Source organism: Acinetobacter sp. PFS20 (assembly GCF_052261015.1).
Lineage (GTDB): Bacteria > Pseudomonadota > Gammaproteobacteria > Pseudomonadales > Moraxellaceae > Acinetobacter.
The window spans coordinates 2,885,114-2,907,963 of sequence record NZ_JBPVZE010000001.1 but is presented as its reverse complement, the minus strand read 5'-3'; the positions used below and the strand labels follow the sequence as shown (position 1 = coordinate 2,907,963).

The window sequence follows — 22,850 nt, the reverse complement described above, 5'->3', positions numbered from 1 at the left end:
GTTAAGTGATGAAAAAAAGTTTATTGGGCGGTCTGATTCTATCTTTGTGTACAACTCCAGCTTTTGCACTAAATATTTTATTGGTTAACGATGACGGTCTAACCAGCAATGTCAAAGCGCTTTATGATGAATTAAAAGCAAATGGTCATAACGTGCTTGTGTCTGTACCGTGTTCACCACAAAGTGGTCGTGGTGGCGCAATTGTCATGTACAGCTCAACGACTATTTCGGCAGATAATGATAAGCAAATTGCGACTGAAAATGGTTGTCACAATGGCGCAGCACCAATCGGCGCACCTGCTGCTGGAATTTTTACCAAAGCGGGTTATACCAATGGTGACTGGAACTACACGCATGGCACACCAGTGATGGCAACAGTTTATGGACTGGATGTGGTTGCGCCAAAGCGTTGGGGTAAAGCGCCAGACTTAGTTCTATCTGGCCCGAATGAAGGACAAAATGTCGGAAAAGTCGTTGTGCACTCTGGCACGATTGGCAATGTACAGTTTTCAGCAGGGCGTGGCATTCCATCTATTGCCTTAAGCGCAGATACAAACACGGTAGATGATAAAACTCTAAACAACCCTAACTCTGCGATTGTGGCAAAACAAACTGTAGTGTTATTAAAAGAATTACAAGCTAAGGCAGGTAAGGGCCAATTGTTGCCAAAAGGCATTACCTTAAATGTTAATTTTCCTAAAAATTTAACAACCAGCACACCTTTTGCTTTTTCAAAAATTGGGACGTATGACTTATATAAGCTGAAATTCCAAGTGACTAAAGACAATAAAGGCAACAATCAATTTGGCCTAGGAATTGATGCGGCACCATCTGCTCCAACCGCCGCGCAAATGTCGGATGAAAGCGCCGTAATGCAAAGCAAAATTGCTGTAACTGCAATGCAAGTTGCTTACGACCAGCGACCAGCAGCTCAAGAATGGCTCAAAATTCGTTTAAAAAGCCTATTTAACAAGTAAGGGGAAAGACCATGAAACGTTGTTTGTTGGTTTTACTTCTTGGGCTTGGCTTGGCGGCTTGTAATGACAATGATCATGATGACCAAGTTTCGACTGAAAAACCTGTACTAGCTCCGAGCTTAGATGTCGGTACTTATATTATTAGTACCGAAACTGATGAAGAGTTACCTATGGCGGGTAAATATTACTCTGGTGCAGATGGTTCTAAATTATTGGTTTTAGATGATGACGAAAATCGCGCCAAGATTGTGATGAGCTATGATGCAAAAACCAAAGCTTGGCAGAGCAATCAGTCTAACCAAGCAATGACCGTTGAATTAGCACATTATGAAAAAATTGATGATCAGAAAATTTCTCTGAATCAATTGGTCGGCACCTATGATTTATCGTTTCCAGATGGAACAACGGTCAATGCCGAGGTCAATGCACAAGGACAGATTGTCTCAAAAGACCCAAATTGTGTGTTTACAGGTGTTATTACTGAAAGTGCATTAGCGGACACTGCAAATTATCAACTTACCGATAATAAGTGTGATGCGCTAAAAAACAACTTAAAAGGTTATGTTGTGGTAGATGAAGACTTAGAACCTATGAGTTTTAGACTCGTATCTGACACAGTTGCATCAAAAGACATTTGGGCATTTGCACAATCGTAAAAAATAAAAAGGCAACGGATTCATTTCGTTGTCTTTTTACTCCAATCTATCTTGCGCCGTTGAAACAATTAGCATCGTTTGAAGGTAATAATCTACACGTGAGTGATTATTGTCCTTATGAGAGTTATGCGCATTAAAAGCTGCATCATGAAGTTTCACAACTCGAGCGATCGGATTCAAACTACAACGAATTAAATATTCTTCGCGTGTTTCAGTTTCTCGTTTAGTTAATGCATCAACGGCATCACGGACTTCTTTTCCGAACAAACTTTCGATTTTGTCTAGCGTAAGAGGTGTGTCTTCAACGCTATCGTGTAGAAGGGCGGTAATAATATAGACTTGTGAAAATCGGTGCTCAATTAATGAATTAACCACACCTTTAATATGGTACTCAAAGTAATCATGAGGACCATACTTTTGACCTTGATGCGATTCTTTTGATAATTTCTCTGCTAATTCAACTTTATTTTGAGTCATTTTTTGCTCTTATCAGTTTTAGTATATGACGCGGTCTAATTGGTGAGATTGGAAGCTTAAACACAATTTTATACTGAATAGCCACTCATAAAAAATATCTATTAATAAGATTAGTCACTCATTTTTATATATTCATTCTTAGTTAAGAGGAGCCAATTTAAAACTTAACTTTCTAAAATTTTGAACTTTAACTTAATGATATAAAAGTAGATGTTAAATATTAATTAAGAATTTCCTTAATTATCTAATTAAATGAAAAACAATAACTATTTAAATAATTTCTAGCCAATTTCACATTGACACTTCAAATATTGGAGATTACCATTTGCGGGCTGGCCTACATTGCCAGTCGGTTCTCGCAGACCGTTTTTTTGGACTACATCAGAGCTATTTCTTCTGAGGAATAGTTTTGCATGTAAATCTCGTTCCCTCCCGTAGCGGTAGGACGGGAGAGGGACACCTTCGGGTGTGCTGGAGTCCAAACCAGTCTGCGAACCCTCTTTCGTTCTGCCACCATAATTCTAATGTCTTGGCAGAACTCCATATATAAGGAGTTGGCTTTGCACATCCATTATTTCTTGGCAACCATTGCCAAAAGCTATAACAACACAGCTTAAAACATTTAACGCAGCTTGATCGCCGTAAGGCTTTTTCAGGCTTTAGCTCGTTATTACTTAAAACTTAGACAATTAAAACTTGAGATGTGCTGCGCATAGTCTTTACGGCTTTGCTATGCCTTTTTTCTCCCAAAAGGCAGCGGTTTTTATATCTCATTTATATACAAAAATAATTTTATAACGGTAAAAATATGCAGCATTTAGTTCTCCCAACACGTGCATTAAAAGTCGTAAATAAATCAATTGAGTTATTTCACTACAACGGGTTTCATCTGGTCGGCATCGATAGAATTGTTAAAGAGTCTGAAATTCCAAAAGCGACTTTTTATAACTACTTTCACTCTAAAGAACGTCTCATTGAAATGAGCCTAACCTTTCAAAAAGATGGGCTTAAACATGAGGTCATGTCGATTATCAATGTTCAAAAAGAATTAACCTTAGTTGAAAAACTCCGCAAAATTTATTACTTACACGCCGATTTAGATGGGCTTTACCATTTGCCGTTTAAAGCGATTTTTGAAATTGCTAAAACACATCCTAAGGCTTATCAGACCGTGGTTGACTATCGAAACTGGTTTATTAATGAAATTTATAATTTGCTTTTAAAAAGCAATGAAAATGCTTCAAAACAAGATGCACACATGTTTTTGTTTGTGATTGATGGGGCAATGGTTCAGCTTTTAGACCCAAACAAACCAGATGAACGGAAGAGATTGCTTGAGTATTTTTTGTTGGGGTTTGGGTGAGGGATAATTTTGATCGAAATAGCGTATCAACAAATAAGTAAAATTTGATATGTAGTGCAGTTTTTATATATTTTTTCATATAGAATGATGTTGTTGAATTTAAAAGCAAACTAATACTTGAGGAAATTATGACTAATAAAAAGCAACCTGATTTTATTTTTGACTTAACAGGTAAACATATTGCTAATTGGGTTGATGAACAATTATATGCTCCGACTGGTGAAAATATTGGACATTATTTACCTGATTTGGAAATTTTTATTGATATGAAGGGTAACTATTTAGGGGAAATTATTTTTGATGAACGTTTGGTTTACGATACTAATTCTCCCTATAAATTACAGAATTTTGGATCTTTAGGTGATTTTGGAAATATAGGAAATTTAGGAAATCCTGGGAACTTTGGGGCTTTGAATTTAGCGATTAATTATACTGAAATTAAAGCTTATTGGTTATAAGTAAAAGAGTTCACAGTACTGGGTATATGCTCTTATTTTATTAATTGTTTATATATAATAAACTCATGTAATTTTCTAGTTACCTATAATAGAGTTTGATATGGAATTAAAAATATTTTGTGATGAATCAGGATTTACTGGAAATAGATTGTTAGATAAAGAACAACCTATTTTCACTTATGCATCAGTATTGTCAACAGATGAAGATGCTAAAAATTTTGTAAATTATATTATTGATAAGTATAATATTCAAAATGGTGAAATTAAATCTAATAAATTATTGCAATATGAAAATGGAAAAAAAGCCTTAGACGAAATTTTTGAATATTTAAAAGATGGTCGTTTTAAAATATGTATTTGTGATAAAAAATATTCGATAGCTGGAAAATTTTTTGAATATATTTTTGAGCCCTCCTTAGCTAATAAAAACTCTATTTTTTATAATCTTGATTTTCATAGATTTATAACTGATGGTTTACATTTGGCATTGACTTTAGAAGATAAACCTGCTGAAGATTTGTTTGATGAGTTCTATACTATTGTTAAAGAAGGTGTAGAAACACCTACAATGGATTTATTCCAACCACTTTCAAATAGCACCCATCCACTTTTGGATCAAATAAAAACTTTTTCTTATTATCATAAAAATAGTTTCATTAATGAAATGGATGGATACTTAGGTAATGGTTCTGGAAAGTGGTTATTAGATTTAACAACAACGTGTCTATTTTCATCACTAGCTCAATGGGGTGAAAAAATTAATAGTCTTGATGTTTATTGTGATGATTCAAAACCATTAAATGCTAATCAAGATATATTTAATGCAATGATTGGTAGAATTGAAAAGAAAAGTCAAATTCATGAAAAGTTAGAAATTGAACAACCAATAACATTTAATTTAAAACAACCAATTTCAATGATTGATTCTAAAATTGCACATGGGATTCAATTGGCAGATGCAATAGCAGGTATATTTAACTTTGCTTATAAAAATGTAAAAAAAGATGACCCTTATGCAAAAAAATGGATGCAGAAAATATTAGATGATAAATCAGCATTAGTAACTTTTTTAGGAGGAGATTTTTCAAATGCTAGTATTCTTACATTTGAAGGTAAGCGTAATTGGTATATTCTGAATTTACTCACTGATAAAAGTAAAGAAAAATTAAATTTAATTGATGGAATTGAAAATGAAATTTTAGAGATAGATCGTTATTTAAGATTAGAATCGATGCTTTAGTTAAAAATTCTTAACTCTCTAAATATTGACTTTAATACCCTCTTGATAGGATTGCTTTAAATTTTAAATAATTAGTTAATTTATTTTAATTCATATCTAAGTTTAGGATTAAATAAAAGCTTTTGAATAATCAAAAGCTTTCTTCTGAGTGAGAGAATTAATGTAATTATCTTTCAACTAAATTACCTCGATTTTGTATATACAAAAATTTATATTAAAATAATTTTTCAATTAATTAAATAATTTTATCATTTACCTGATAATCATTTTATAAATGGCTAGATTGAATTTCATTCAAATAACTTTGAGAAAAAATATGAAAGACATTGAAATTTTAGAAATAAAAGAAATTGGCAATTATGAAGAAGGCTTAACGTTATTATTAGAAGATTCTGTAAATAACGGAGCTTCAATAGGCTTCTTAGCTCCTCTAGAAAAGAATGATGTCTTAAATTATTGGCGTGAGGTCAACCATAAATTAGCACAAGGTAATAGCCGTCTATGGATTGCCATTCAACAAGGAAAAATTGTAGGTAGTGTTCAATTATCTTTGGTGAGTAAAAAGAACGGCGTTCATAGAGCAGAAGTTGAAAAACTCATGGTTCTGACATCTTCAAGAAAACAAGGAATAGCCACGTTACTAATGAATGAACTAGAAAAATTTTCAAGAGAAAATGGTCTGCGCTTACTTGTCTTAGATACACGTGAAGGCGATGTGTCCGAACTTTTATATAGTAAAATTGGATTTGTCCGTGTGGGTGTAATTCCAGATTTTGCATTAAGCTCAAATGGGAACTACGACGGCACAGCTATTTATTATAAGAGGCTTGTTTGAAACTAGAAGTAACTATTCAAATGCATATACAACTATAGTGAAATATAGAACATAGCCTTACTAACGAAATATATAGCTAGCTTAGAGTGCTTAAGTCAGATGCTTCTATTTACGTTAGAGCACTTTAAAAAAAAGCCCCGAGGAATCAGGGCTTTTTAATTAATTACCTACTTCAACTTCGTAAATAGTTTTAAACGAAGTCTTTAGTTTTTCATCTTGAGTTCCATCAATGTACTTTTGCATTTTCTCTTTGTACTCTGGGTGTCCGCCTTTGTACTTGGCTAGTAAATAGGTAAATTCACCTTGCTTATAATCAGGATCTGTCTTATTTTCTGGCTTATCTAGCTCTGCTTTTAAAATGTATGCTGCATCATCAAAGCATTGAGTAATCAAATGCTTATCTTTCTGCTGGATATTTAATATCTGGCATTTAGCGATATATAGAGCAGGATTTTCAGGCTTTCTTGCTATTTGTTTATCAGTTAAAGCTAAGGCTTCATCGTACATCTGTGCAGCTAAGTACACATTCATTTGAAGCATTTCTCTTTTGCCCTGGTCTTCCATTGCATTAATTTCAGGCAATAGTTCCTTCATACGTTTTTTTAAAACTTCTGGACTTTCAAGAGAATACTTTTGAACATAATCATTGTGTTTATCTAAAATTTGCTGATCCTTAGCAGACAGCTTTTTAGGTGCCTGAGTTTCAGTTTTTACTTCGGTTTGTTTCGTGCTTTCAGAGGCGTTGCTGCAGCCGCTTAGAAGTGCTGAACCAATAATAAATAGTGCTAATTGCTGTTTCATTTTTTACGTCTTGTCGCAGATGTGATTGTAAATTCATGATTGGTATAGGATGGATTTGGTACGACTTGTCCTCCATCTATCCATCTTGGTATAAATATAAGGAAGAATAGATACACGAAAAAAGGCATAGAAGCCAATCACTAAAATTAAAGAAAGAATATAGTAAAGGGCTATATTCTTTTTCTGCTTAGAAAGCATATAAAACTCTATTGTAGTTATTTATGATTGCGAGTGATTCTCTAACTATTGAAATTGGAAATCAATATATTATTTTCTTAATTGTTTTTACTAAATTAGATGCACACGATGAAGGTTGCAAAGTTCCCCGATTGAGAAACTTTCCAATATTTCACTTAAAGATGTTTTTAAAAAAACGGAATAATTTTTTCTAAAGCTTGAGCAACAGGTTCAGGTTGATCATATAAGTCATAATGGCTCGCACCTTTAACCATAAAAAGGTTTTTATCTTTAAAAGCAGCTTTGCTATATATCATAACCGTCACGATAAGAACCGAATATACCAGCTATATCATCAATTACAATTTGTAAGGGGGGAGTGAGTAAGTGTTCTGTCAAATGAAATGCATCGAATTGATAAGATGCATCAAACGTTTAATTTATTAGTTTATTAAATATTTTCCGACGAAAATCATTGAATTTTGATTTATATACAGACAAATCTGTATAAAAAATGCTTCCACTTTGTTAAGGTTTTGTTAAAATAAAATTAAGTTGATATTTATCACGGATTGCCTAGTTTATGGTGAACTATAACAAATTTAATAAAAGTGCCTTATTTATCTGTTTATCGATTATGGGGGGATTAAGTTACGCTGCAGATCCTGATGACCCGATTCGACAGCGAATTCAGGCTGATCAGTCTACTCGCCAACAACAACGTGATACGGCACTAGAAAAACAAATCCAGCCCAATGTGAATGTCAATCTGGGGCAAGAACAAAATAAAAATTTAGCTCAACAATTACAATATTTACGCTCTAATAGTGAAACTCCTTGTTTTGAAATTAAAAAAATACTTTTAGAAGGTGATTTAGCTCATCAATTCATATCAGATTTTAATGTGATTACGACTGGTAAGAACAATATTATTGGACGTTGCTTGGGGGTAAATGGCCTAAATCAGGCACTTGATCTTGTTCAAAACAAAATTATTGCAGATGGTTATGTCACAACACGAGTTTTGCTTCCTCAGCAAAATATCGCATCTGGCACAGTACGCGTTCGTGTTATTCCAGGCCGAGTTGATCAGATTAAGTTTGCGGAAGGTACTTCTAAACGTGCTCATTTATGGAACGCTTTACCGATGAAGTCGGGTGAGCTTTTAAATATTCGTGATATGGAGCAAGGCTTAGAAAACTTTAAAAGAGTACCTACGGTTGAGGCTGATTTTAAAATCCAACCAGCAGAACAAAAAAATGAGCCAGGCTATAGTGATGTGATTCTTGCATGGCAACAGGCTAAACCTTATCGCTTACATGTGGGAATTGATGATTCAGGTTCTGATGCTACAGGAAAATATCAAGGTACAGCGACTTTGTCACTTGATCATGTGTTGATTTTAAATGATTTATTTTACGTTAGTTATAACCATGATTTAGGTGGTAGCGGCTCTGGTAAGCATGGTACAGATGGCCTTTATGCAAGTTATACCATTCCATTTGATTATTGGTTATTTTCAACCAGTTATAGCCGCTCTAACTATTTACAAACAGTTGCTGGAAGTAGTGAGACCTATCAATATAGCGGTAAAAGCGAACTCATTAATGCAGATTTGTCCCGAATTATTTATCGCGATGCGCACCGTAAAACTGCCGTAGGTTTTGGTGGTTGGTACCGTGAATCACAAAACTATATCAATGATGTCGAAGTAGAAGTACAACGCCGAAAAACTGCGGGCTGGAAAGCAAGTCTTGATCATACTGAATATTTTTCTAATGCCACTTTAAGCGGTAATGTGACTTATAAGCGTGGTACAGGCTGGCTTAATGCAATGAGAGCACCAGAAGAAGATTTTGGTGAAGCTTATACACATGTCGGGATTTTACAGGCCAATGCCAGTTTACAAGTTCCTTTTAAAGTAGGGCAACAGAACCTGCAATATCTTACAGAATGGCGTACCCAGCACAGTAATAAACCTCTAACACCACAAGACCGTTTCTCGATTGGAAACCGTTATACCGTAAGAGGCTTTGACGGTGAGCAAACTTTGTTGGCAGATAATGGCTTTTTAGTTCGCAATGAACTGAGTGGCTCAATCATGAATAAACCATATTCATGGTATGCAGGTATTGATTATGGTGAAGTAGGTGGAAAAACCGCGCATTATCCGAACCCTTTACCAGGTACTAGTTTGTTAGGTGCAGTTGTCGGTTTGCGTGGACAAATTGCCCCTCTGCGTTTGAATTATGACGTTTTTGTCGGAGCACCGTTGAAAAAGCCAGATCACTTTGAAACGGATGATTACACGACTGGATTTAGCGTGAACTGGACCTATTAATTTAAGTTCAAAGGTCCTGAACGCAATCAATTGTATTAAAAAAAGATTTAGTGAGATTTTAAAATGAATAAGAACCGTTACCGTATTATTTTTAGTCATGCTCGCGGTATGTTTATTGCTGTTGCCGAGATTGTAAAAAGTAAAACTAAGCAAGCAGGGCAAAGTCAGGGAACAATGGAAACAGGTGCTGTGGAGTCTTCTGTTCCACCTATTCATTATAAAAAATTAAATCCACTTAACTTTGCAGTTATTGGTTGTTTAGGGGCATTGGTAATCAGCTTGCCAATGAGTAGTGTTGCTGGAACTCAAATCGTTGCAGACAAAGGTGCTCCGACATCACAGCAGCCAACTATTTTAAATAGTGCCAATGGAACAACTCAAGTCAATATTCAGACACCTAGTGCGGGTGGGGTTTCGCGGAATACCTATACGCAGTTTGATGTTGGGCAAGAAGGCGCGATTTTAAATAATTCGCGTAATAATACTCAAACCCAGATTGGTGGATGGGTACAAGGCAACCCTTGGCTTGCCACAGGTGAAGCCAAAGTTATTTTGAACGAGGTTAATAGCAGTAACCCAAGTCAGCTTAAAGGTTATATCGAAGTTGCCGGAAAACAAGCTCAAGTCGTAATTGCAAACCCTTCAGGTCTAATTTGTGATGGCTGTGGTGTGATTAACGCAGACCGTTTTACTTTAACTACAGGCCAAGCAGTAATGAATCAAGGTTATCTTGAATCATTCCGCGTTCGTGAAGGGCAAGTTACGATTGAAGGTAAAGGCTTAAATGGAAGCTTAACACCATATACCGATATTTATACGCGTGCCTTAAAGGTCAACGCGGGGCTATATGCCAATGAACTTAACACGGTACTTGGACAAAATGATATTCAAGTTAGAGACCAAGTTACTCCTAAAATTACAGCAACTACAGGGGCTACATCTACACCTAAGCCGAACTTTGCCTTAGATGTGGGCCAGCTTGGTGGAATGTATGCTGGTAAAATCTTTTTGGTGGGGACAGAGCAAGGGTTAGGTGTTCGTAATGCTGGCTCGATTAACAGTACTCAAAGCACCCTTACCCTGAATGCAAAAGGTGATCTGGTCAATAGTGGAAATTTGATTGCAAATAAAGATCAGGTGCAACTTAAAGCTCAAAACATTCAGAATACAGGTAATATCAGTAGCGCAACTTCACAAATTTCAGTTGAGAGCCAAAATCTAAATAACTCTGGTCTAATCAGTAGTGCCGATGAGTTACATCTTCAAAATCAGAATACAATTACTAATAGTGGTACGTTAAATGCTGCCCGAATAGCAATTAACTCTACAAAATTAAAAAATAGCGGTTCTATCGAACAGACTGGTTTACAAGGGCTTGATTTAAAATCAGGCTCAATGACAAACCTTGGCGGTAAAATCGGAATTGCTAAGAGTAATACTGGTGGCGGTACGGGGGGATCTACAGGTGGAAGTGTTCCGACGGTCCCAACAGATCCATCTAAAGATGGTGGAAGTTTAGGTGTTGTAACTCCAGTAGATACAACTCCAAAAACTTACGATACTGGTTTTATCCATGTGTCAGATGTACTGAATAATGATCAAGGTGCAATTGTTGCCAATGGTGGTGTAGATTTAGACAGCCAAAATGGTTTAGATAACCAAGGCGGCCAACTTAATTTAGGTGCTATCAATATTAAAGGAAATAGCTTTAATAATAACCAAGGTCAGCTTACTGTTAAAAGTGCCAATATCCAAACCTCAAGTTTTACTAACCAACAAGGCCAGCTTGCTTCTAATAGTAGTCTCAATATTCAAAGTCAGTCTGCCAACAATAAAGGTGGAAAAATCCAGTCGATTGGACAGCTTGATTTAGATGTAACTGGTGAGTTGAATAATGTTGATGGACAAATTGCAAGTGGAGCAACTGTCAATGTTACTGCAAGTGATTTGAAGAACCAGTCAGGTGTTGTTTATTCAGAAAACCAAGCTGTAGATATCAAAGCAAACAAAGCAATTGATAATACTGAGGGGCTCATTCAGGCTAAAACTAATTTAAATCTGAATAGCCAATCTCTTAATAATACTGCTGGACAAATTGTTGCAAATCAAATTAATCAGAAACATGTGATGGTTAATAACAATCAAGGATCTATTGCGGCTCAGCAAAATTTAAACAGTACTGCTCAGCAGTTTGATAATACTCAAGGTCAGATTCAAGCTAAATCAATAAAGTTACAGCATGATCAACTTAAAAACACGGGTAGTATTTATGCAGATCAAGATTTAACGATTACAGGACAAAATACTCAGAATGCTGGTACTTTGGCGGCTGGAAAAAATGTCCAGATTACCAGTTCAACTTTAGAACATAGTGTAGGTGGATTGATTGCAGCGGGCCTAGATCGTGAAGGCAAATTAGCTAATGCTGGTGATGTTTCGATTAGTTCTGATCAAATCGGTTTACATGGACAAACTTTAGCTGGCGGTAATTTAAAAGTACAAGCGCAAAGCAATATTGATGCAGCAAAAGGTCAATTGCAGGCACAAAATATTGAGCTAGGTAGTGTGACAGGCAATATATCTACACAGGCTGGAAGCGTAGTTGCCAAAGATCAACTCAACCTAGTTAGCCAGAACCTCATTAATAATCAACAAGGACAATTGAGTGCTCAAAATATAGTGCTGAACACCAAACAACTTGATAACAGTCAAGGTAAAATTCAGCATACTGGGAACAATGAATTTACCCTAAATTTTATAAACGGTTTAAATAACAAATCAGGTGAAATTAGCAGTAATGCATCTTCAATTAACCTGAACACGTCTGCTCTGAATAATGAAGCTGGAAAGATTATCCATGCAGGGAATCAGCAACTGAATATCACTGCCGATCAATTGCAAGGCGCACAAGGCCAGATTCTCAGTAATGGACAGTTATTATTCAAAGGTGGACAAGTTGTATTAGATGGTGCAATTACTTCGGCGAATCAGATCAATATCTCTTCGGATAGTTTGAGTCATCAAAAAGGTCAAATGGTTCAGCGCGGAACATTGAAACCGCTCACCTTAGCGATTAAAGATCAACTGAATAACCAATTAGGTTTTATTCAGAGCCAATCGGGTTTACAACTAAAAACGACTACTCTTCATAATCAGGGTGGTCAGTTAAGTTCTGCTCTTAATTATGATGTACAACTTGATGTGGCAGGCTTACTCGATAATAGTCAATCAGGCAAAATTTATGCAGGTCAGAATGGCGTTATTCAAGCTGGTTCTATTAATAATAGTTTAAGTGGACTCATTTCTGCACAAAATGCATTAACTCTGACCAGCTTAGGAATCATTAATAACCAGTCTGGTAAAATTGTAGCGAATCAAGATGTCACTCTTACTTCTAATGGCCTAGACAATAGCAGTGGCCAAATTGGTAGTAGCCAAGGCATTGTAGCGATTAATGCAGGATCTGGTGTAGTTAATAATACTTCTGGAACTCTACAAGCTGAAAAAGATTTAACTGTAACTGCTGATCAGATTAATAACCAATCTGGTCTTATGAATAGCCAAAGCTCACTTAGTTTAAGTAGTCGTAAAGATGTTAATAATACATCTGGACAAATCATTGCTAAACAAGATGTGACTACACACAGTCAAGGTTTGACCAATAATTCAGGACAGATTGGTAGCGTTCAGGGCAATGTTTCATTAGATGCAGGTTTAGGCGATTTAAATAATCAAGCAGGCAAAATACTTGCTGCTCAAGATCTGACTTTAAGCGCTCAAAATTTAGATAATCAGTCTGGTCTTATCTCTGCTCAAAAACATTTGACCTTAAAAGTTCAAAAATTAAATAACCTTAAAGGGCAAATTCAAAGTGGCGATGCGATAGAAATTACGGGGCAGAGTCTGAATAACCAAGGTGGTTCAATTGAGACAAATGCTGATCTTACTTTAAATATCAGTGGTGCATTAGATAACAGTCAATCAGGAAAATTGACGGGCAATACTACAAAAATTACAGCAGGCTCGATAAATAACAGTAATAAAGGTCAAATTAATGCTACAGATGCTCTAACTGTTTTATCGCAACAAGGGATTAACAACCAAAATGGCGTAATGGCCGCTAATCAGAACGTTTCTATTCAAAGTCAGGGCTTGGATAATACAGGTGGGCAAATTGGTAGTGTTCAAGGTTCATTAACCATTGATGCTCAAAAAGAAAAATTATTAAATACTTCGGGTTCACTTCAAGCAGGAACGAGTCTGAAAATCACGAGTGGTGGCTTGAATAACGATTCGGGCACTATTCTTGCGCTTACCGATAGTACAATTACAAGCACGGGTGACATCAGCAATAAAGCAGGGAAAATTGCATCGAATGCTCATACCACAATTACAACTCAGAATTTAACTAATCAGGCTGGAACCATTCAGTCAGGTAGTGGTTCAGCTTTAGATTTGGTGATCAATGGGGCATTAGATAATAGTCAAGCAGGCCAATTACTAAGTGGTGCTGGCTTGAACCTACAAGTAAATTCTTTAGATAATAGTCAGCAAGGGCAAATCAGTGCACAAGATGCACTAAATATCATTAGTGCAGGCCTTATTAATAACCAAGCAGGTACTTTGGTTGCAAACCAAAATGTAACTTTGAGCAGTAAAGGTTTAAATAATAATCAGGGCCAGATTGGCAGTATCCAAGGCGGATTAGTTATTGATGCTGGCGATCAGGCTCTCACCAATCAGTCTGGCGTATTACAGGCAAAAACTGATTTAACGGCAAAAGCCTTATCTGTAGATAATACAGCTGGACACTTCAGTGCTCAGGGTACAATCGATTTAAATAGCCAGAAAACTATTAATAATACTCAAGGTTCAATTGTTGCAGATCAAAACCTCAATATCCATAGTCAAGGTTTGATTAACAATCAAGGGAAGCTGGCAACCAAAGATAATTTGACGCTTCAAGCGGGTACGCAAGCGTTACAAAACCAAGCTGGTATTATTCAATCTGGACAAGATATGTCCGTGATAGCTGGCTCAATTGATAACTCATTATCAGGACAGATTAATGCACAAGGTAGAGCTACTCTACAAAGCACAGGTCTTTTGAATAATGAAACAGGTGTTTTGGCAGCAGGACAGGATCTTACGCTTAACATTAATGGTTTAAATAACACAAAAGGTAAAATTGGAAGTGTGAATGGTGCATTAAATATTAATGCAGGTTCTTCACTTTTAAATAATCAATCAGGATCATTACAGTCGACTGGCGTAATTGATGTTAAAGCAGGTGGTGTAAATAACAAATTAGGCAAAATTACATCATTAAAAGCGATAAATATAGATAGCCAACAACAAGCATTCAATAACCAACAAGGTACAATTAGCTCAGATCTGGTTTCGATTTCATCTGGTCTATTTAATAATAATCAGGGCCTTGTACAAGCGAAAACATCACTTGTGCTTGATACCAACGGGCAGAATCTGGTGAATACCAATAGCGGTACACAAGGTGGATTACTTAGCCAAGGTAATCTCACTTTAAAAAATCTTACTGCTCTCGATAATACGCAAGGTTACATTGCAAGTGGGCAAAATTTAGATTTAAGTGCGAATCAGGTTATTAATAACAAAGGAACATTGCTTGCAACCCAAAACCTGAAATTACAAGGGACGGGTCAAAAACAACTGCTAAATAACCAATCTGGCCAGATTTTGTCGATGGGTGATATGCAGTTGACCATTGAACAGATCAACAACCAAGGTAAATTGGTGGCAACAGACCCAGATAGCCATATTATGGCCACGGGGCAGCTAGATCTTGTAACTCAGCAGTTAGATAACCAAAATACATTAACTACGGATAGCGCGTTTGTTCAAGGTATTGATGCTGGAAATCTAAATTTGAGCACCCAAACTTTGAATAACAAGTCTGGTGCAATCCGTAGTAACCAAAATGCTGTACTTAATGTTAATGGACAGTTGAATAACCAATCTGGTGAAATCAGCGCCGTTAAACAGCTTAATTTACAAGGCGATCAGCTTGTTATTAATAACCAAAAAGGCAAATTACTATCAGGTGAAAATTTAAATATTACAGCTCAATCGCTTACGGGTGATGGTCAGATTGCCAGTTTGGGTGATGCGAATATTACACTGAAAGAAAGTTTTAAGCAGACTCAAGACGGACAACTACAAGCGAATAAAAATCTTAGTTTAAGTACTGCTTCGGATATTACCAACGATGGAAAAATTAATGCTGGCAATATCTTAAAATTAAATGCAGCCAATATAACCAACAATAGCAATGCTCAGATTGAAAGTCACGATACACAAATTGAAGCACAAGAGCAGATTAATAACACTGGGCTAATTAATGGTGATTACACCACACTAAAAGCAAATACTGTAAATAACCAAGGTACGGGCCGTATCTATGGTACAGATCTTGCGATTAGTGCTAACACTTTAAATAACTTGCCAGATGCTCAAGGTAAGGCTCCTGTTATTGCTTCACGAGGTGATATGAACCTTGGTGTAGGTGTGTTGAATAATCTGGCGAATACGCAAGATTATGCAAGTCAGGCGCTTATATTTAGTGCCGGAAACTTATATTTAGGTGGTGCTTTAGATGAGAACCGTAAAGCGACTGGTCAAGCCAGTGCGGTTAACAATGAAAGCGCGACCATTGAATCTTTAGGCAATATGCGCTTATCTGCCGCCCAGATTAATAATATTAATAAGCATTTTATAACCGATGATAATGTTGAAGTATCACGTATAGATGGCCTAGAAAAATTCTGTAATGCTTGGTGTACCTTTGATGGCCAGTATGATGATGGCAACTGGTTTGAAGACTGGATGAAATACACCTATAGTGAAATTACCTATGAAACTAAAATGGTTGAGTCTGCACCGGGGCAAATTAAAGCTGGCGGTAATTTGGATTTAAGCGGTGCACAGGTATTTAATGATAAGAGCCAAATTTTAGCTGGAGGCGAGCTTATAAATTTGGGAGGCACCATTGTTTCAGCTAATGGTATAAACGGGACCAGAAAGGTTGTAGATCAGGGAACAGTATATAAACATTGGGAACATGAGGGTGATTGGGAAGGGCCTTTTGAAGTTTCAACTGAAACAACAATTGATGTGCCAATAGGTCAAGTTGCCGATCATTATGAGCTGAACCAAACGAATCAAGATATTACGGCTGTTTCTAAGAGTGCAAGTGGCCCAATTACTAATGCACAGACCAAAACAACTCAGGTTAATGATTTAACAGCTACATCTAATACAACTGTTGTTGAGCAAGCAGCTGTAGCACAAAACAAAGATTTACAAGCAGCAGGTCAAACTTCTGTAAAAACAGATGTTCAAACTTCAGGGCTAAATGGAAACTCATCTAGCGTTCAACTGAAAGATAATATTACTCAAATCTCTGTTTTGGACCAATTACAAGGTCAAAAAGCTTCTCAAGTTTCAGGTGCCTCGGCTTCGGATCAGGCCACTGCACCTGATCAAGCTGGTACGGGAGAGCAACTCGAAATTCGTACCATTAATAACAACAATATTAAAGTTGCAAATAACGCCTTGTATAGAACAGGGGCGGATAGTAAAGCAGGTTATCTCATTGAGACTGACCCGAACTTTACCAATTACAACCAATGGTTGTCTTCAGACTATATGTTGAATGCTTTAGGACTTGATCCTGCACTGCAACAAAAACGTTTAGGAGATGGTTTTTATGAGCAGCATATGGTGCAAGACCAGATAGCTAACTTAACTGGTTATCGTTTCTTGGAAGGTTATGCATCTGATGAGGAACAATATAAAGCCTTAATGAATAACGGGGTGACTTTTGCCAAACAATATGGTTTACGTCCGGGTATTGCTTTAAGTGCTGCACAAATTGCGCAATTGACCAGTGATATTGTCTGGCTAGTTGAAAAAGACGTGACTCTACAGGATGGAACGAAAACAAAAGCGCTTGTTCCGCAAGTTTATGTAAAAGCACGTGTAGGAGACTTAAAAGGAGACGGTTCTCTACTTACGGGTAATAGTGTTAACTTTAAATTAAATGGTGACTTACTAAATGGTTCAACCATTGCTGGACGAGAAGCTGTTCAGATTACTGCAAATAATATTAATAACCTGATGGGCCGTATTCAGGGCAATACCGTTGATATCACTACGAAAAAAGACCTCGATAACATTGGTGGTCAAATCAGTGCCAAAGATGCGATGGCTGTTAAAGTCGGCGGTAATCTCAAAATTGAGACTACGACAAGAACATCGACAACTCAGGTAGGTGGTTTTGGTTCAAGTACAACAGGAGTGGATCGTGTTGCTGGGCTTTATGTAGGTAGTGGTAATAAGATTCAACCGAATAAGGCAACTCTAGTTGTTGATGTTGCCGGAAATACGGTTCTTAAAGCTGCGGAACTCAACAACAGCAATGGTGCAGCGGTGATCAATACGTTAGGTAATGTTGACATTGGCACAGTACAAACGGGTTATAAACTTACAACTTACCGTGATGCACAAAATCATGCGACTAGCCAGAAAACTCAAGATGTCGGTAGTCAGCTGAATAGCAATGGCTCATTATTGTTAAATGGACAAAATATAAAAGTACAAGGTTCTGGTTTAAATAGCGAACAAGGTACAACTCAACTTTCTGCAGTTAATCAGTTAGATATTGAAGAAGGCCGTAAAGCAAGCCAGTATGATTATCAGTCTTATAATAAACATAAAGGTACGTTAAGTAGTAAAACTACAAGTGAGTCTATCCATGATCAACGTGATGAATCAATAGCAAGTACGGTCGAAGGTAACAAAGTCATTCTAGATGCCAAGAATGTCAATATTCGTGGTAGTCAGGTAGTTTCGAATGAATTGACTCAAATTCAGGCCAAAGAAAATGTGAACATTACTGCTGCACAAAATCAATATTCAAATCAACAAGAGCAGACTGTTAAAAAAACAGGATTTAAAGCGAGCCTCTCTGATGGAGTGGCAAGTGTAGGTTATGGAAAATCGAGCTTAAATACAAAAGAGGATGGAAAATCTACAACCTTAACTCAAAGTGTAGTTCGTAGCAAAAAAGGTGATACGACCATTATTGCTGGTAAAGATTTGACCACTGAAGCAGCTATTTTAGATGCAGGTAAAGACCTTAATCTAAAAGGTGCAAATGTTAATTTAAATGCAGCATATGCAACCGATGAGCAACATTCAGAAGTTCATAGCAAACAATCTGGCGTTTCGGTTGGTGTGACCTATTCTCCAGCTATGGCTGCCGCATCTGCTTACAAAAACAGTATGAACAATGGTCAATTCTCGGATAGCGCCGTTGGTCAGGTGATGGCTCAAGGTGAAGCTGTACGAAAAGCGTCTATGGCAGCAATGACACCAGTTACTATCCAAGCTGGTAGCAATAAAACAAATCAGGTCAGTAATACATCCAGCACTCAAGCTGTAGTCACTCAAGCTACCGCTAAAGGCAATTTAAATATTATTGCAACAGAAGGAAGTATTAATAGCCAAGGTGCCGAGCTTTCTGCAGAAGGCGATGCATTATTGCATGCTAAGGAAAATATTAATCTGGGTATTGCAGAGAGTCATTCAGAGCAAACTGCTGACCGTAAACAAAGTGGTTTTAGTATTGATAACCGTGATTGGGCTGCACCTGCTGGAACATTCAAAAACAAAAACCAAGGTGATGGTCGTAGTACTCAAATGACAGGAACTCAGCTTTCGGTGGGTGGAAAAACAACGCTACAAACTGGGCAAGGCGATATTAATATTATAGGTAGTTCAGTTGCCTCAAAAGGTGATGTGAACCTTAATGCTGCTCGTGATATCAATATCAAATCGAGCCAGAACAGCCAAAGCCAAAGTGAGCAGAGTTCAAACAAAGGTATTGGTAGCGCGCAGATTTCAGATACTGAGCAGTTCTATGGTTATATGAATGGTCAGAACCAAAGCAATAGTAAAGGTGTTGAACAGCAACGCAGTCAAGTGGGCAGTTTAGAAGGCAATGTCAATATTCAGGCAGGCCGTCAATATACTCAACAAGTCGCTGATGTTGTAGCTGCGAAAGATTTAAATATTAAGGCACAAGATATTCAGGTTTTAGAAGGCCATGACACAGGTAGCTCATCTGAAAATAGCAAAGACCTAAAAATTGGACAATTCAGTCGTGTAAGTTCACCACTCATTGATTTGTTGAATGCAGCAGATAAAGCGAAAAACAGTAAAGCAGATGACCGTACCCAAGCATTACAAGCTGTTGCAGCAGGTGCTCAGGGTTACCAAACCTATAGTGATATAAAAGGTGGCGCACTATTTAAAGCTGAATCTGGTATTGGCTTTAGCACCAGCAAAAATCAGCAAAATAGTAGCTATGCCACTTCTCAACAAAACAACTTAAAAGCTGGCGGCAATGTCAACTTAACCAGTACTAATGGTGATATTCATCTTCAAAATACGCAGGTCAAAGCAGAAGATAAAATTAATCTAGATTCTTCAAAAAATATTATTCTGGAATCTGGTCAAAGCCAAAATAAAGCCGATGGTAAAAACAGTAATGCAGGCTTAAGTGTTGGTGTTGGTGTTTCTGTCGGTGCGCAAACAGGTGCTTACATTTATGGTGAGGCTGGTTTTGGTAAAGGCAGCAATCATTTAGACAGTAATACACATAGCCAAACGACTTTGGATGCAAAAAATATTAGCTTAACCAGTAAAGGTGACACCACACTACGTGGAGCACAGGCAAAAGCAGATCGTATTGATGCAAATGTAGGTGGTCAGCTCAAAGTTGAAAGTTTACAAGACACTGTTGAGCAAAATACCAAACAAACTGGAGCAGGAGGTCGCTTGCAAGCTTCGTTTGGTACAGCTTGGCAGGCATCTGGTAATTTTAGTAGTAGCAAGGCTTCGGGTGATTCCAATAGCGTTAATCAACAGTCTGGTTTATTTGCTGGAGATGGTGGTTACCATGTAAAAGCGGATAGTGTTGACTTAAAAGGTGGTGCAATTGTTTCGACTGCAACTAAAGATAAAAATGACCTGACTACGAACCGTTTAACCTTTAGCAATATCGAAAATCAAAGCCAGTACGATGTGACTACAGTCAGCCTATCTGGAGGCACAAGTTTAGGTAAAGGTAAAACTGGAGATAGCAAAGCACCAACACCAACCAATAATGATAACTGGCGTAATGCAACCAGCTTTAGTCCAAGCTTACCGCAACATGAGTCTGATAAAGACAGCAGTACGACTTATGCCACTTTAAGTGAGGGGAATATTAAAGTTGGTGGTCAGTCGACTACGGTTGAGCAATTGGGCATTCATGGCGATGCAGCAACAGCCAACAGAGTGGTTGAGTCTTTACCGAATTTACAAACTATTTTAGATAAGCAAAAGACAGTAGCAGATGCGACTTCTACGATTGCAGCGGCATCACGTACCTATGCGCAAGACCAGATCAAGAATGCAGCAGCAGAAAAAGAAACGATTGGAAAGCAGATTGCCAGTCAATTAAGTCCTGAACAACAAGCAGAAATTAAAAAAATGTCTGCGGCAGAGAAGGATCAATACTTAGCACAATATGGTATTTATGATGCTGCGCTCGCAAATGAAAAAGCAGTAACCCAGCAATGGGGGCTGGGAGGTAATAAAGGACGTGCCTTGAATGCTGTTACAACAGTGATTACTGGCGCACTTGGTGGACAAACTGATATTCAGGTTGCAGCCAATACACTTGCACCTTATGCAGCCAATATAATTGGTGAGAAGTTTGGACATGGAGAAGACAAGAACAAGGCTGCACAATTAGCATCACATGCAATTCTGGGTGCAACTTTAGCTTACTTAAATGGAGGCAATCCAGCAGCAGGAGGCAGTGCCGCAGTTGCGAGTGAGGCAGCGGCAGATTATTTTGCGAATCAATACAACGATGGCAAAACCGCTATTAACCCTGAAACAGGTAAGTTTGATGCGAATCTATTACCAGAAAATGTGAAATCGAGTATACGAGACTTAACGGCAGCGATTGGTGCAGTTGTAGGGGGCACAGTTGGAGATTCGGCATCGAATGCACAGTTAGCAGGTGTGATTGGACAGAATGCGGTTGAGAATAACTATTTAACTAGTAAGCAAATTAGTCAATATAATGCTGAAATGAAGCAATGTAAAACTAATGGTGGGAATTGCGATAGTATTATTGAAAAATATAGAAATATAGCTAATAGTCAAGATGATAAGTTGGTTGCCATATGTTCTGTGAATGCCACATTATGCAAACAATTGTACGGTAATATTTTATTAGAAAGAAATTCTATAAAAAATACTATTATACAAGCACAGAATATTCCTAGTTTTGATCAAGGAGTATTGCTATATCAGCAAATACAAGCAGAAGGAGCAGTTTCGAATACTGTTTTTGCAAAAGAATTGCAAAAAAAATATGGAATGGATGATCAAACTGCCAAGTTAACAGCTTCTGTTGTAATGGCTGCAGTAACAGGAGGTATTGGAGCTAAAGGTGTAAAAGAAAAATCATCAGCCAATATTGATAAAAGACTACCTGTTTCCACACCTACCGTAGCCCAGAATGGTTTACTCTATAAATCTAATCCTAAACATACTCCAGGTGGTGAGGGGAATAGACCGAATGCGGGAATTGAGCCGAAAAACTCATTAGAACTATTTGAAAAGTCTATTTCAATTTCGGGGGATTCTAGTAAACGCTATTCGGTTGATTCGAAAGGGAATATACATCAATTTACCTATGAGGGGGCAGGTTCAAATACTTACCATTGGGCAGGACGAACAGGGATAGATCAAAACCCTCAGCAGATAATGAAAGTAAATACGATCCCTAATGAAGTATTTAAACATTTTGGCATTAATCCTAAGAAGGTAAATAAATAATGATTTTTGGTAATAAAGAAAAATTAGCTCTAGTCATGAATCCAATTGGTAATATAAATGGAATGAATGATTATGATTGTCTTTGTGGCTTTTTTATAAATGATAATGATTATATTTCTGATGTATCTGTAATGTTTAATGTACAAAGGCAATCTATTATAGAAGGAGCTTTAAATCATATTATTGATAATAGTGACTATTACTATATGAATTTGGATGAATGTTTTAAATCTATGCTTTCATATCGTTATTTAAATTTTGTTGCTGAAAGTGAGAGTGAATACAATGATAAGGATTGGATTAATTATGATTATAATGAATTTGTTTATAGCGCTAATTTAGAAAGTAGTTTGTTTGGGGAGGATAGATATGATTTATTTTGTATTGGATATAAAGATGAGGTAAGGTTAATTTCTTATAAAATTGCTAATACATATTTCTCTCTAAAAGATTTAAAACAGTATGAAATAAATGAGTGCTTTATTAAGAAAAATGAACTAGAAAAGATAGTTTGTGAAATTGAGCATGCAGATTTTAATTAGAAGAAATGTGCGGGCTCTCTAATCTTTACTGAATAGTAAATTAGAGA

General features: G+C 36.9%; 11 protein-coding genes and 2 pseudogenes. 9 read left to right on the top strand and 4 right to left on the bottom strand.

Features of this window, described 5'->3' with window-relative positions; genetic code table 11:
- Positions 1-5 precede the first annotated feature (5 nt).
- Together surE and ACS125_RS13640 are read left to right on the top strand one after the other, a co-directional pair.
- A complete protein-coding gene (gene surE, locus ACS125_RS13645) occupies positions 6-977 on the top strand; it encodes a 5'/3'-nucleotidase SurE (RefSeq protein WP_443272698.1) in 972 nt (323 codons plus the stop codon).
- A gap of 11 nt (positions 978-988) precedes the next feature.
- Entirely contained in the window at positions 989-1,633 is a 645-nt protein-coding gene (locus ACS125_RS13640; protein ID WP_443272696.1) for a hypothetical protein, read from the top strand.
- Positions 1,634-1,669: 36 nt separating this feature from the next.
- Here the strand turns inward: ACS125_RS13640 and ACS125_RS13635 are convergent, their stop codons facing one another.
- Positions 1,670-2,110: an HD domain-containing protein gene (locus ACS125_RS13635; RefSeq protein WP_443272694.1), complete on the bottom strand. Its 441-nt coding sequence runs from the start codon at positions 2,108-2,110 to the stop codon at positions 1,670-1,672.
- A gap of 808 nt (positions 2,111-2,918) precedes the next feature.
- On the opposite strand from ACS125_RS13635, the gene ACS125_RS13630 reads away from it, so the two are divergent.
- From ACS125_RS13630 to ACS125_RS13615, 4 genes are all read left to right on the top strand, one after another.
- Positions 2,919-3,473, top strand: a complete 555-nt coding sequence (locus ACS125_RS13630) for a TetR/AcrR family transcriptional regulator (protein ID WP_443272692.1) — start codon at positions 2,919-2,921, stop codon at positions 3,471-3,473.
- Positions 3,474-3,601: 128 nt separating this feature from the next.
- A complete protein-coding gene (locus tag ACS125_RS13625; RefSeq protein ID WP_443272690.1) occupies positions 3,602-3,931 on the top strand; it encodes a hypothetical protein in 330 nt (109 codons plus the stop codon).
- A 100-nt stretch (positions 3,932-4,031) separates the two neighbouring features.
- On the top strand, positions 4,032-5,171 hold the full coding sequence (locus ACS125_RS13620) for a DUF3800 domain-containing protein (protein WP_443272688.1): 1,140 nt from the start codon (positions 4,032-4,034) through the stop codon (positions 5,169-5,171).
- Between the two features lie 316 nt (positions 5,172-5,487).
- Positions 5,488-6,006, top strand: a complete 519-nt coding sequence (locus ACS125_RS13615) for a GNAT family N-acetyltransferase (RefSeq protein WP_443272686.1) — start codon at positions 5,488-5,490, stop codon at positions 6,004-6,006.
- 159 nt (positions 6,007-6,165) lie between these two features.
- Here ACS125_RS13615 and ACS125_RS13610 read toward each other — a convergent pair whose 3' ends face one another.
- From ACS125_RS13610 to ACS125_RS13600, 3 genes and pseudogenes are all read right to left on the bottom strand, one after another.
- Positions 6,166-6,807, bottom strand: a complete 642-nt coding sequence (locus ACS125_RS13610; protein WP_174732671.1) for a hypothetical protein — start codon at positions 6,805-6,807, stop codon at positions 6,166-6,168.
- Positions 6,808-6,891: 84 nt separating this feature from the next.
- Positions 6,892-7,005, bottom strand: a pseudogene (locus tag ACS125_RS13605) (alpha/beta hydrolase family protein); the annotation flags it as partial.
- Positions 7,006-7,172: 167 nt separating this feature from the next.
- Positions 7,173-7,410 (bottom strand): annotated as a pseudogene (locus ACS125_RS13600) (alpha/beta hydrolase); the annotation flags it as partial.
- Positions 7,411-7,567: 157 nt separating this feature from the next.
- Between ACS125_RS13600 and ACS125_RS13595 the strand changes: the two are divergent.
- The 3 genes from ACS125_RS13595 to ACS125_RS13585 all read left to right on the top strand — a co-directional run bounded on the left by ACS125_RS13595 (position 7,568) and on the right by ACS125_RS13585 (position 22,803).
- On the top strand, positions 7,568-9,325 hold the full coding sequence (locus ACS125_RS13595; RefSeq protein ID WP_174730133.1) for a ShlB/FhaC/HecB family hemolysin secretion/activation protein: 1,758 nt from the start codon (positions 7,568-7,570) through the stop codon (positions 9,323-9,325).
- Between the two features lie 63 nt (positions 9,326-9,388).
- Positions 9,389-22,261 (top strand): hemagglutinin repeat-containing protein, encoded by a 12,873-nt coding sequence (locus tag ACS125_RS13590; RefSeq protein ID WP_443272683.1) that lies wholly within the window; start codon positions 9,389-9,391, stop codon positions 22,259-22,261.
- The gene (locus tag ACS125_RS13585) at positions 22,261-22,803 is read left to right on the top strand and encodes an Imm42 family immunity protein (RefSeq protein WP_443272681.1); all 543 of its coding nucleotides are present in this window, start codon (positions 22,261-22,263) and stop codon (positions 22,801-22,803) included. Before ACS125_RS13590 ends, ACS125_RS13585 begins: the two co-directional genes overlap by 1 nt.
- The last annotated feature ends 47 nt before the right edge of the window (positions 22,804-22,850 follow it).